Origin of the sequence: Enterobacter sp. UCD-UG_FMILLET, from assembly GCF_000762975.1 — a bacterium.
GTDB classification, from domain to species: Bacteria; Pseudomonadota; Gammaproteobacteria; order Enterobacterales; family Enterobacteriaceae; genus Enterobacter; species Enterobacter dykesii.
In genome coordinates, this window is record NZ_JRJC01000026.1 from 1 (window position 1) to 12,577 (window position 12,577).

The window sequence follows — 12,577 nt, forward strand, 5'->3', positions numbered from 1 at the left end:
GCTACCGTTTCCAGTAGTTATCCCCCTCCATCAGGCAGTTTCCCAGACATTACTCACCCGTCCGCCGCTCGTCACCCGGAGAGCAAGCTCTCCTGTGYTACCGCTCGACTTGCATGTGTTAGGCCTGCCGCCAGCGTTCAATCTGAGCCATGATCAAACTCTTCAATTTAAGTTTGATGCTCGTGAATTAAACTTCGTAATGAATTACGTATGTTCACTCAGAGACTTGGTATTCATTTATTGTCCGAAGACATTAAGAATCCATGTCACTTTGAGTGCCCACACAGATTGTCTGATAAATTGTTAAAGAGCAGTTGCAACGCGGCTTTCGCTCACCGTTGCGAGGTGGCGTATATTACGCTTTCCTCTTTCAGAGTCAACCCGTTATTTCAGGATTTTTTCTCTTCAACCGACCGGGCTGTCTGTGAAGTGATTCACATCCGCCGTGTCGATGGAGGCGCATTATAGGGAGTTCTCAGCAGGCCGCAACCGCTAAATGACATTAAGAATCCATGTCACTTTGAGTGCCCACACAGATTGTCTGATAAATTGTTAAAGAGCAGTTGCAACGCGGCTTTCGCTCACCGTTGCGAGGTGGCGTATATTACGCTTTCCTCTTTCAGAGTCAACCCGTTATTTCAGGATTTTTTCTCTTCAACCGACCGGGCTGTCTGTGAAGTGATTCACATCCGCCGTGTCGATGGAGGCGCATTATAGGGAGTTCTCAGCAGGCCGCAACCGCTAAATGTCAGAAAAATGACTGACTGCTGCATTCCACAGCAAAACCCCGCCTTATACCTTTTTACACACAGACTTATCCACAATGATACGAAAAAATGAAAATGTGCGAGCGTTGCGCAAACGTTTTCGTTAAAATGCTCGCGCTTAATAAGGATGCCCCGTCAGGTGTGTTAGATGAGTTTTTCGCAGGAAAATTCATCTAACGCTCTCTGTAATCGTGAAATCCAGGGGATTTACCATGCAACAACGTCGTCCAGTCCGCCGCGCTCTGCTCAGTGTTTCTGATAAAGCCGGTATCGTCGAATTCGCTCAGGCACTTTCCGCACGCGGTGTGGAGCTGCTTTCTACAGGCGGTACCGCTCGCCTGTTAGCAGATAAAGGTCTGCCGGTAACCGAAGTGTCCGATTACACCGGTTTCCCGGAAATGATGGATGGACGCGTCAAAACCCTGCATCCCAAAGTGCACGGCGGTATCCTTGGCCGTCGCGGTCAGGACGACGCCATTATGGAACAGCATGACATCGCCCCAATCGACATGGTTGTCGTTAACCTCTACCCGTTTGCCCAGACCGTAGCCCGCGAAGGCTGTTCTCTGGAAGATGCCGTAGAGAATATTGATATCGGCGGCCCAACCATGGTGCGCTCCGCGGCCAAGAACCATAAAGATGTGGCTATCGTGGTGAAGAGCAGCGATTACAACACCATTATTAACGAGATGGACGCCAACGAAGGGTCACTGACTCTGGAAACGCGTTTCGACCTCGCAATCAAAGCCTTCGAGCACACCGCGGCGTACGACAGCATGATTGCCAACTACTTCGGTAGCCTGGTGCCGGCTTACCACGGTGAAAGCAAAGATCCTTCCGGCCGCTTCCCGCGCACCCTGAACCTGAACTTCATTAAGAAGCAGGACATGCGTTACGGTGAGAACAGCCACCAGCAGGCCGCCTTCTATATAGAAGAAGAGGTAAAAGAAGCCTCTGTTGCGACCGCTCAGCAGGTTCAGGGCAAAGCGCTCTCCTATAACAACATTGCCGACACCGACGCCGCGCTGGAATGCGTGAAAGAGTTCAACGAGCCGGCCTGCGTTATCGTTAAGCACGCCAACCCATGCGGCGTTGCCGTGAGCACCTCTATTCTGGATGCCTACGATCGCGCATACAAAACCGACCCAACCTCTGCGTTCGGCGGCATTATCGCCTTCAACCGCGAGCTGGATGCTGAAACCGCACAGGCCATCATCTCCCGCCAGTTCGTTGAAGTGATCATCGCGCCATCCGCATCTGAAGAAGCGCTGAAAATCACCGCGGCAAAACAGAACGTCCGCGTGCTGGTCTGCGGCCAGTGGGCAAAACGCGTACCAGGCCTGGACTTCAAGCGCGTGAACGGCGGTCTGCTGGTTCAGGACCGCGATCTGGGTATGGTGACAGAGGCCGACCTGCGCGTGGTAACCAAACGCCAGCCGAGCGAACAGGAACTGCGTGATGCGCTGTTCTGCTGGAAGGTCGCGAAGTTCGTTAAATCCAACGCCATCGTCTACGCCAAAGAGAACATGACCATCGGGATAGGCGCAGGCCAGATGAGCCGCGTCTACTCCGCGAAAATCGCGGGTATTAAAGCAGGCGATGAAGGTCTGGAAGTGAAAGGCTCTGCCATGGCTTCTGACGCCTTCTTCCCGTTCCGTGACGGTATCGACGCAGCTGCTGCAGTGGGCATCACCTGTGTGATCCAGCCAGGCGGCTCAATTCGCGACGACGAAGTGATTGCCGCCGCTGACGAACACGGTATTGCGATGATCTTCACCGACATGCGCCACTTCCGCCATTAATTCCCGGAGCAGAAAATGAAAGTATTAGTGATTGGTAACGGCGGACGCGAGCACGCTCTGGCGTGGAAAGCGGCGCAGTCTCCGCTGGTGAAAACAGTTTTCGTAGCGCCGGGCAACGCCGGTACCGCGCTGGAACCCGCGCTGCAGAACGTGGCTATTGGCGTAACCGATATTCCTGCGCTGCTGAGCTTTGCCCAGAGCGAGAAAATCGATCTGACGATTGTGGGCCCGGAAGCGCCGCTGGTGATTGGCGTGGTGGATGCGTTCCGCGCGGCGGGTCTGACAATCTTCGGGCCTACGCAAGGGGCCGCGCAGCTGGAAGGCTCCAAAGCCTTCACCAAAGATTTCCTCGCGCGTCATAACATCCCGACGGCGGAATATCAGAACTTCACCGAAGTGGAGCCAGCCCTGGCCTACCTGCGTGAAAAAGGCGCGCCGATTGTCATCAAGGCCGACGGTCTGGCCGCAGGTAAAGGCGTTATCGTCGCGATGACCCTCGAAGAAGCAGAAGCCGCGGTTCAGGATATGCTGGCGGGCAACGCCTTTGGCGATGCGGGCCACCGCATCGTGATCGAAGAGTTCCTCGACGGTGAAGAGGCCAGCTTTATCGTGATGGTCGACGGCGAGCACGTTCTGCCGATGGCCACCAGCCAGGACCACAAGCGCGTAGGCAATGGCGATACCGGCCCGAATACTGGCGGAATGGGCGCTTACTCCCCCGCTCCGGTAGTGACTGACGAAGTCCACCAGCGCACCATGGATCGCGTCATCTGGCCGACCGTGAAAGGGATGGCGGCGGAAGGCAACACCTACACCGGTTTCCTCTATGCGGGTCTGATGATCGACAAGCAGGGTAACCCTAAGGTCATCGAATTCAACTGCCGCTTTGGCGATCCGGAAACGCAGCCCATCATGCTGCGCATGAAATCCGATCTGGTGGAACTGTGTCTGGCAGCCTGCGAAGGCAAGCTCGACGAGAAAACCTCAGAGTGGGACGAGCGTGCGTCTCTGGGCGTGGTGATTGCTGCTGGCGGCTATCCGGGCAATTACAACACCGGAGATGAAATCCACGGCCTGCCGCTGGAAGAGATTGACGGTGCGAAGGTGTTCCATGCGGGTACGAAGCTGGCTGAAGACGATCGCGTCCTTACCAACGGCGGACGCGTGCTGTGCGCAACCGCGCTGGGCCATACCGTGGCCGAAGCGCAGAAACGCGCCTACGCGCTGATGGCGGATATTCACTGGAACGGCAGCTTTAGCCGTCAGGATATCGGTTATCGCGCGATTGCGCGCGAGCAGGGAGAGTAATTTCCCCCTCATCCTAACCCTCTCCCTCAAGGGAGAGGGGATTTAAATCAAAAACTTTTTTCCGTCGGCTGCCAGGTGCAGAAGTCTTCGTTCGCCACCAGCAGCAGCTGAGAGCCTTCCGGCGCTTCCAGCCACGCCACACTCACTTCCATTGATGAATGACGCTGACGGCGTTGAATGTGTTCGGTTGCCCAGGATTCAAGCTCAGGCTTGACCGTCTGTCCTTCGCAGGTTGTCACCGTCCCATCGGCATGCCAGCGCCCCTGACGCAGCACAACGCGTCCCAGACGAAGCGCATCGCTGGTCTGTCGGATTTGTTCGGCACGATAACGGTAAAGAGCGATTTGATCGCTGGAAAGCTGCTGTTTTTGACCGCTGACTTCGCGCTGCATAAAGCTCAGCTCGCCATGGTCGTCAAAACGCACTTTCACGTGTTCGGGGGTCTTGCTGTAGACGTTCAGTTCAATCAGCGACAGGTCATCTCCCTGCCAGCGATATTCCGCCGTCGACGTATTGCCGTTATGCCACGGGCTGAAGGCAGAAAGCAGGTGCACTTCATCGCCGGAATCTTTGCGCCAGATCCTGACCGCGCCCTGGTTGTCCGCGTAGCCGCTGGCGGTAAACGGCGGCAGGGAGGTGTCGTGGCTGCAGGCTGACAGCAGCAGCATGCCTGCCAGCGCGAGCGTTCCACGCCAGAAAGACAAAAGGGGCGTTGCCGCCCCTTCGCTAAAACTGTTCACTGCCACGCGTCTTACTTAACAGCGTCTTTCAGTGCTTTACCAGAAACAAATGCCGGCACGTTAGCTGCGGCGATTTTGATTTCTTTACCGGTCTGCGGGTTGCGGCCAGTACGCTCAGCGCGGTGGTTCACTTTGAAGGTACCGAAACCAACCAGTTGTACAGCATCACCTTCTTTCAGAGACTCAGTAATAGCAGCCAGGGTAGATTCCAGAGCAGCTTTAGCCTGCACTTTAGACAGATCAGCCTTGTCCGCAATTACATCAATCAGTTGAGTCTTGTTCATAAGTTATCCTTTCAATGTGTTTATCGCTTGCTAAGCATCGAGTGCGACGAAAATGCCAAAAAAGCACTCTCCTGCATACACGCACCGATAGCCACTTTTTTTCGCCCCCCAAATGTAGACCAGACAAGGGGCGAAAGGGAAGAGTCGAGGAGCGACAAAACGGGCGTTATCTCAAGTTTTCTTGTCTCATTGGTTAAAAATTATACCAATATTGCTCTCACCAGCCTCTCGTAAGTCCGCGCGCAGCCCTTTTATCAGCTCAATATCGCGTTCTTCACACTCTGCCAGCAGGCGGAAAATTTCCCACTGAATGTCCCATTCTTGCTCAACCGCCGGGTTCGCACGCAGCTCTTCGTCGGTCATCTCGCGACCTTCCTGGGTCATTTCCAGCATCGCGACGGTCGTAATAGACGCCTTACTGACTTCAATAGCGTGCTCCAGCGTTTCACCGCTCAGGCGGGAGTGGAGCAGTTCGCTTAACGCCACGCAGGCATCAATCGCCGGATAGACACCGTACAGGTCAAAATCATCCGCAGCCGGAATCGCCTCTTCCAGCTTTTCCAGCTGGGAGTCGAAGTTCACCTTCGCGTCTTTCACCGTCAGCGTTTCCCAGATCAGATCCAGAATGCGGCGGTAGATATGGCCATCACCAAAGCCCGTCTCCTTACAGAACGCGGCATAGTTGGGATACATGCGCTCGCACAGGCAAGCCATAAACGTCACGTGCTGCCAGCTTTCAAGTTTCTCAAGGCGCAGGTGAATCGGGTTTTGTAGCATGATGATCTCTCGAATCGAAAATTAGGCGCAGTTTACCTGAATCATCGCTGAATTTCCTGCCAACGAACAAAAGCCGGACGCGAAGAGGCCACCGCGTCTGCCCAGCGCGTCGGCTCCGGCAAGCGGTAACCCTTCATGCAGCGCTGCACCCACGCCAGGGCACTGTCCATGCTTACCCGGTGCCCGGTGGCGATAAAGAGCGGGTTACAGCGCGCCTTGCTGCGCCAGACCCACGCCAGCTGCTCACCTTTATGGATAAGCGGCGCCAGCGCGCCCGGCTCGGCAGAAAGAGGTTCAAACGCGCCGCACAGGCGTTTCTTGGCGACGCCAATGGTCGGCACATCCACCAGCAGCCCAAAGTGGCTGGCAACGCCTAAACGGCGCGGGTGTGAGATACCGTGTCCATCGACAAACAGCAGGTCAGGTTTTTGCGAGAGTTGCTCCCACGCTGCCAGCAGCGCGGGATATTCGCGGAAGGAGAGAAAGCCCGGAATGTACGGCATGGTGGTCGCGATACGCGCTACCTTGTACTCCACCAGCTCAAGCGAAGGGTATTTCAGTACCACCATCGCCGCTCGCGTCACTTCCCCACCCTGCTCGAATCCGACGTCTGCTCCGCCAATGTACTGCGGAGGATCTTTATCCAGACGATCCTCGCGGATCACCGATGAGGCCAGTTCGATTTGCTGAGCGCGTAGCGACGCGAGATCCATAATCACTCCTTACTTGTGATACTGGGCAGAAAGCCGATGCACCGCCTCCACAAATACGCCTGCGTGTTCTGGCGGTACATCCTGATGAATGCCGTGGCCGAGGTTAAAGACGTGGCCTTCACCCTGGCCGAAACCAGACAGTATAGTCGACACTTCTTCTTCAATACGGGCTGGCGGCGCATAGAGCATGGACGGGTCCATATTGCCCTGCAGCGCCACTTTGTCGCCCACGCGGCGGCGCGCATCGGCGATATCGGTGGTCCAGTCGAGGCCCAGCGCATCGCAGCCGGTTGCCGCCATCGCTTCCAGCCACTGGCCGCCGCCTTTGGTGAACAGCGTCACCGGCACGCGGCGACCTTCGTTTTCACGCAGCAGGCCATCAACGATTTTGTGCATGTAGTACAGGGAGAACTGCTGATAATCGCGCCCGGTCAGTACGCCGCCCCAGGTATCGAAAATCATCACCGACTGCGCACCGGCTTTAATCTGCGCGTTCAGGTAGAGGGTGACGCTCTTCGCCAGCTTGTCGAGCAGCGCGTGCAGGGCCAGCGGCTCGGCGTACATCATCTTTTTAATCATGGTGAAGGCTTTGCTGCTGCCCCCTTCCACCATATAGGTCGCCAGCGTCCACGGGCTGCCGGAGAAGCCAATCAGCGGCACTTCACCTTTCAGCTCGCGGCGAATGGTGCGCACGGCGTTCATCACGTAGCCCAGCTCGCCTTCCGGATCGGGGATCGGCAGCTTATCCACGTCGGCTTTGCTTTTGATTGGGGAGGTGAAACGCGGACCTTCACCGGTTTCGAAGTACAGGCCAAGGCCCATTGCATCCGGAATGGTCAGAATATCCGAGAAGAGGATCGCCGCATCCAGCGGGAAGCGGCGCAGCGGCTGGAGCGTCACTTCACAGGCCAGCTCGGCGTTTTTGCACAGCGACATAAAATCGCCCGCCTGCGCGCGCGTGGCTTTGTACTCTGGCAGATAGCGTCCCGCCTGGCGCATCATCCACACCGGGGTGACATCAACGGGCTGGCGCAGCAGCGCACGCAGATAACGATCGTTCTTCAGTTCGGTCATTTTTGCAGTTCCTTAAGCGTCATGGCCTCAGTGTAACACTACTCATACTCGGCCCGACACATTGCCACGGTATCTTCTATCAGCCGACGCGCCACGGTGCCCGGCGGAGGTAACAGCGGTAAATCGTCGTAGCGATACCAGTTCGCGTCCAGCAGCTCTTTCTGGTCGATAACGATCTCGCCGCTGTCGTATTCGGCCATAAATGCCGTCATCAGCGACTGCGGGAATGGCCACGGCTGGGAGGTAACGTAGCGCAGGTTCTTCACTTTGATCCCACTCTCCTCCATCACCTCGCGCGCCACCGCCTGCTCCAGCGTTTCGCCCACCTCGACGAAGCCGGCCAGCACGGTGTGAATGCCGTTGCGATGGCGGGTATGCTGCGCCAGCAGGATGGAATCCTCCCGGCGGATAGCGACGATAATGCACGGCGCGATCTGCGGATAGTAGCGTTCGCGGCAGTGGCTGCAGAGCATCGCCCACTCGGTTTTGCTCGGGCGCATGGTATGGCCGCAGTAGCCGCAGTATTTATGCGAGCGGTAAAACTCAGCCAGCTGCACGCCCCGCCCCGCCAGCTGGAACAGCCCCACGTCCAGATCCAGCACCTGGCGCACCGATCCCATATCCTGCCGGCGGGGCTGTTGGATCAACCACACCGGCTCACCCTGCCACTCGCCGATCTGTAGCGCTGGCTGGCCAACAAGATCGAACGCCTCAGCTGCACCGTAGGGAATTTCTCCGGCAGGAAGCCATAATTTTTGTTCGTGACTGACGATCCACCAACCAAGATCTGATTTTTCAATAATACGATCCATATCTATTGCACTACCTTCGCTTCACTGACATGTTGTTAGCATTGTGGTTACATTCTGGATAAGCAGATTCAATCCTACATTTTGCGGAGTCGACCATGTTAAACCAGCTGCAAAGCCTGACTGAGCGCGTTAGAGGAAGTAACAAACTGGTGGATCGCTGGCTACATGTGCGCAAGCATCTACTCGTGGCTTATTACAATCTGGTCGGTATTAAGCCTGGCAAAGAATCGTTTATGCGACTGAATGAAAAAGCGCTGGATGATTTTTGTCAGGGCCTGGTCGACTATCTGTCCGACGGCCATTTCAATATTTATGAACGCATTATCCGCGAAATGGAAGGGACAACGCCGTATTTAGCGGCCAGCAAGCTCTATCCACTTCTGGAAGCCAACACCCAGCAGATCATGGATTACTATGATTCCGCGCTCGAGAACGCTATCGACCACGATAATTATCTTGAGTTTCAGCAGGCGCTATCTGACCTCGGTGAAGCGCTGGAAGAGCGATTCACGCTGGAAGATAAGCTGATCGCCCTCGTGCTGGATAATGATTTGAACATCAGTAACGAAGAGAACGTCGCGCGCCCTGCTTGAGTTCTTCACCGTTAACGAGTAATTTACAACCATTCGCCCCTCTCACGAGGGGGATTTTTCTTGTCGGAGTGCCCAGCGCCTGAAAGCGCGGGCTGAGACCGTTAATTCGGGATCCGCGGAACCTGATCAGGCTAATACCTGCGAAGGGAACAAGAGTCACACTGCTGTTGAATCGCCCCCGGGCGATCCTCTCTTGCTTCATCCGTCGTCTGACAAGCCATGTCCTTCACTTTTGGAATGAGCTATGTCTACTGTAAAACTGACCCGCCGCGAACAGCGCGCACAGGCCCAACACTTCATCGACACGCTGGAAGGCAGCGCTTTCCCGAACTCGAAACGCATCTACATTTCCGGCTCGCAGGCCGATATCCGCGTCCCAATGCGCGAAATTCAGCTTAGCCCGACGCTTATCGGCGGCAGCAAAGATAACCCGCAGTATGAAGACAACGAAGCCGTGCCGGTGTATGACACCTCCGGTCCGTATGGCGATCCCTCTGTTACTATCAACGTCCAGCAGGGTCTGGCGAAGCTGCGCCAGCCCTGGATTGACGCGCGTAACGACTGCGAAGAGCTGAGCGTGCGCAGCTCTGCGTACACCAAAGAGCGCCTGGCCGACGACGGTCTGGACGAGCTGCGCTTTACCGGCCTGCTGACGCCAAAACGCGCTAAGGCGGGCAAATGCGTGACCCAGTTGCACTACGCGCGCCGGGGTATCGTCACGCCGGAAATGGAGTTCATCGCCATCCGCGAAAACATGGGTCGCGAGCGCATCCGTAGCGAAGTGCTGCGCTATCAGCATCCGGGTGAAGGCTTTGGCGCTCGTCTGCCGGAGAACATCACGCCGGAGTTTGTGCGTGACGAAGTGGCCGCAGGCCGCGCGATTATCCCTGCCAACATCAACCACCCGGAATCCGAGCCGATGATTATCGGCCGCAACTTCCTGGTGAAGGTCAACGCTAACATCGGTAACTCGGCCGTCACCTCCTCCATCGAAGAAGAGGTGGAGAAGCTGGTCTGGTCCACGCGCTGGGGTGCGGACACGGTAATGGATCTCTCCACTGGCCGTTATATTCACGAAACCCGCGAATGGATCCTGCGTAACAGCCCGGTACCGATTGGCACCGTCCCGATTTATCAGGCGCTGGAGAAGGTCAACGGCATCGCCGAAGACCTTACCTGGGAAGCGTTCCGCGACACGCTGCTGGAGCAGGCCGAGCAGGGCGTGGACTACTTCACCATTCACGCGGGCGTGCTGCTGCGCTACGTGCCGATGACCGCGAAGCGTCTGACCGGCATCGTCTCGCGCGGCGGTTCTATCATGGCGAAGTGGTGCCTGTCCCATCACCAGGAAAACTTCCTCTACGAACACTTCCGCGAGATCTGCGAAATCTGCGCCGCGTATGATGTCTCTCTGTCGCTGGGCGACGGCCTGCGTCCGGGCTCTATTCGCGACGCGAACGACGAAGCGCAGTTTGCCGAACTGCACACGCTGGGCGAACTGACCAAAATCGCCTGGGAGTATGACGTGCAGGTGATGATTGAAGGTCCGGGACACGTGCCGATGCAGATGATTCGTCGCAACATGACCGAAGAACTGGAGCACTGCCACGAAGCGCCGTTCTACACCCTGGGCCCGTTGACCACCGATATTGCGCCAGGCTACGACCACTTCACGTCAGGGATTGGGGCGGCGATGATCGGCTGGTTCGGCTGCGCCATGCTCTGCTACGTGACGCCGAAAGAGCACCTCGGCCTGCCAAACAAAGAGGACGTGAAGCAGGGGCTGATTACCTACAAAATTGCCGCCCACGCGGCGGATCTGGCCAAAGGCCATCCGGGCGCGCAAATCCGCGATAACGCCATGTCGAAGGCGCGCTTTGAATTCCGCTGGGAAGACCAGTTCAACCTGGCGCTGGACCCGTTCACCGCCCGCGCCTATCACGACGAGACCCTGCCGCAGGAATCGGGCAAAGTCGCGCACTTCTGCTCCATGTGCGGGCCAAAATTCTGCTCGATGAAAATCAGCCAGGAGGTGCGCGACTACGCCGCCGCGCAAACCATTGAAGTGGGGATGGCGGACATGTCCGAAACCTTCCGCGCCAGAGGCGGCGAAATCTACCTCAAAAAAGAGGAGGCGTAATGTACCAGCCCGATTTCCCGCCCGTCCCCTACCGTTTAGGGCTCTATCCGGTGGTGGACAGCGTGGCGTGGATAGAGCGACTGCTGGAGGCAGGCGTTCGCACAATTCAGCTGCGCATCAAGGATAAGCGCGATGAGGAGGTGGAAGCCGATGTGGTTGCCGCCATTGAGCTGGGGCGTCGGCATAACGCCCGCCTGTTTATCAACGATTACTGGCGGCTGGCCGTTAAGCACCGGGCGTACGGCGTGCATCTGGGTCAGGAGGACCTGGAAACAACGGATCTGAGCGCTATCCGCGAAGCCGGACTGCGTCTTGGCGTTTCAACACACGATGACATGGAGATCGACGTGGCCCTGGCGGCCCGTCCGTCTTACATCGCGCTCGGTCACGTCTTCCCGACGCAAACCAAGCAGATGCCCTCCGCACCGCAGGGGCTGACGCAGCTGGCGAGTCACGTTAAACGCCTTGCCGATTACCCCACCGTCGCCATCGGCGGAATCAGCCTTGAACGTGCCCAGGCGGTGCTGGAGACCGGCGTCGGCAGCATCGCCGTCGTCAGCGCCATCAGCCAGGCCGCAGACTGGCGGTCCGCCACCGAACAGCTTTTAAAGCTGGCAGGAGCGGGCGATGAACGATCGTGACTTTATGCGCTACAGCCGTCAGATCCTGCTGGAGGATATCGCCATTGACGGCCAGCAAAAACTGCTCGCCAGCCGGGTGCTGATTGTCGGTCTGGGTGGATTAGGCGCGCCCGCCGCGCTTTACCTGGCTGGCGCAGGTATCGGTACGCTGGTGCTGGCCGACGACGACGAGGTTCACCTCAGCAACCTGCAGCGGCAAATCCTCTTTACCACCGAGGATATCAACCAGCCGAAAGCGCAAATCACCCGGCAGCGCCTGAACCAGCTCAACCCGGATATCGCGCTGATTGCCCTGCAGGAACGGCTCAGCGGTGACAACCTCAGCCGTGAGGTCGCCCTTGCCGACGTGGTGCTGGACTGTACCGACAACATGGCGACGCGCCAGGCGATCAACGCCGCCTGCGTGGCAAATCATACGCCGCTTATCACCGCCAGCGCGGTGGGGTTCGGCGGGCAGATGATGGTCCTGACCCCGCCGTGGTCGCAGGGCTGCTATCGCTGCCTGTGGCCGGACGATGCCGAGCCGACGCGCAACTGCCGTACCGCGGGCATTCTTGGTCCGGTGGTCGGCGTGATGGGCACCATGCAGGCGCTGGAGGCCATCAAGCTGCTCAGCGGCATGGAGACGGAACGCAATACGCTACGGCTATTTGATGCCCGCTCCAGCGGCTGGCGCCAGCTGGCGTTACGCCGCGCCAGCCGCTGCCCGGTATGCGGAGGCCGCGATGCGCATTCTGTTTAACGATGAGCCGATGAGATGCGACGACGGGCTTACCGTTGCCGCACTGCTCGACAAGCTGCGTCAGCTCAAGCCGGGAACGGCGCTGGCGCTCAATCAACAGATCCTGCCGCGCGAGCAGTGGGAACATCAGCAGGTCAATGAAGGCGACCAGATCCTGCTGTTTCAGGTTATCGCAGGGGGCTGA

Annotated in this window: 13 protein-coding genes, 1 rRNA gene and 1 riboswitch; of the genes, 7 read left to right on the forward strand and 7 right to left on the reverse strand. The window is 57.4% G+C overall.

Translation table 11 applies throughout. The features are described from left to right. Positions 1–169 (reverse strand): 16S ribosomal RNA (locus tag LA04_RS11850); the annotation flags it as partial. 810 nt (positions 170–979) lie between these two features. Here LA04_RS11850 and purH point away from each other — a divergent pair. Continuing rightward, a complete protein-coding gene (purH, locus tag LA04_RS11855) occupies positions 980–2,569 on the forward strand; it encodes a bifunctional phosphoribosylaminoimidazolecarboxamide formyltransferase/IMP cyclohydrolase (RefSeq protein WP_047651710.1) in 1,590 nt (529 codons plus the stop codon). A 15-nt stretch (positions 2,570–2,584) separates the two neighbouring features. Then, positions 2,585–3,877 (forward strand): phosphoribosylamine--glycine ligase, encoded by a 1,293-nt coding sequence (gene purD, locus LA04_RS11860; RefSeq protein WP_047651712.1) that lies wholly within the window; start codon positions 2,585–2,587, stop codon positions 3,875–3,877. Between the two features lie 47 nt (positions 3,878–3,924). Here the strand turns inward: purD and LA04_RS11865 are convergent, their stop codons facing one another. The 6 genes from LA04_RS11865 to nudC all read right to left on the reverse strand — a co-directional run bounded on the left by LA04_RS11865 (position 3,925) and on the right by nudC (position 8,277). Beyond that, positions 3,925–4,617, reverse strand: a complete 693-nt coding sequence (locus LA04_RS11865; protein WP_047651713.1) for a DUF1481 domain-containing protein — start codon at positions 4,615–4,617, stop codon at positions 3,925–3,927. An 11-nt stretch (positions 4,618–4,628) separates the two neighbouring features. Further along, entirely contained in the window at positions 4,629–4,901 is a 273-nt protein-coding gene (gene hupA / locus LA04_RS11870) for a nucleoid-associated protein HU-alpha (RefSeq protein WP_002445246.1), read from the reverse strand. A 186-nt stretch (positions 4,902–5,087) separates the two neighbouring features. Next, positions 5,088–5,678, reverse strand: a complete 591-nt coding sequence (locus LA04_RS11875; RefSeq protein ID WP_023309980.1) for a YjaG family protein — start codon at positions 5,676–5,678, stop codon at positions 5,088–5,090. Between the two features lie 41 nt (positions 5,679–5,719). Continuing rightward, positions 5,720–6,391, reverse strand: coding sequence for a deoxyribonuclease V (gene nfi, locus LA04_RS11880; RefSeq protein WP_023309979.1), 672 nt, complete (start codon positions 6,389–6,391; stop codon positions 5,720–5,722). Positions 6,392–6,400: 9 nt separating this feature from the next. Then, complete coding sequence (gene hemE / locus LA04_RS11885) at positions 6,401–7,465, reverse strand: uroporphyrinogen decarboxylase (RefSeq protein WP_029742041.1); 1,065 nt, start codon at positions 7,463–7,465, stop codon at positions 6,401–6,403. Positions 7,466–7,503: 38 nt separating this feature from the next. Then, complete coding sequence (gene nudC, locus LA04_RS11890; protein ID WP_045357738.1) at positions 7,504–8,277, reverse strand: NAD(+) diphosphatase; 774 nt, start codon at positions 8,275–8,277, stop codon at positions 7,504–7,506. Between the two features lie 95 nt (positions 8,278–8,372). Here nudC and LA04_RS11895 point away from each other — a divergent pair, with 95 nt between their 5' ends. The 5 genes from LA04_RS11895 to thiS all read left to right on the forward strand — a co-directional run bounded on the left by LA04_RS11895 (position 8,373) and on the right by thiS (position 12,577). Then, positions 8,373–8,870: an Rsd/AlgQ family anti-sigma factor gene (locus tag LA04_RS11895; protein WP_032662962.1), complete on the forward strand. Its 498-nt coding sequence runs from the start codon at positions 8,373–8,375 to the stop codon at positions 8,868–8,870. A gap of 54 nt (positions 8,871–8,924) precedes the next feature. Further along, positions 8,925–9,036, forward strand: a riboswitch (TPP riboswitch). 78 nt (positions 9,037–9,114) lie between these two features. After that, positions 9,115–11,010: a phosphomethylpyrimidine synthase ThiC gene (gene thiC / locus LA04_RS11900; protein ID WP_047651714.1), complete on the forward strand. Its 1,896-nt coding sequence runs from the start codon at positions 9,115–9,117 to the stop codon at positions 11,008–11,010. Further along, a complete protein-coding gene (gene thiE / locus LA04_RS11905; protein ID WP_047651715.1) occupies positions 11,010–11,651 on the forward strand; it encodes a thiamine phosphate synthase in 642 nt (213 codons plus the stop codon). The genes thiC and thiE overlap by 1 nt, the downstream gene beginning before the upstream one ends. After that, a complete protein-coding gene (locus LA04_RS11910; RefSeq protein WP_047651716.1) occupies positions 11,638–12,393 on the forward strand; it encodes a HesA/MoeB/ThiF family protein in 756 nt (251 codons plus the stop codon). The genes thiE and LA04_RS11910 overlap by 14 nt, the downstream gene beginning before the upstream one ends. Further along, positions 12,377–12,577 carry a sulfur carrier protein ThiS gene (gene thiS / locus LA04_RS11915; RefSeq protein ID WP_032644502.1) on the forward strand — a complete coding sequence of 67 codons (201 nt, stop codon included), beginning with the start codon at positions 12,377–12,379 and terminating at the stop codon, positions 12,575–12,577. Before LA04_RS11910 ends, thiS begins: the two co-directional genes overlap by 17 nt.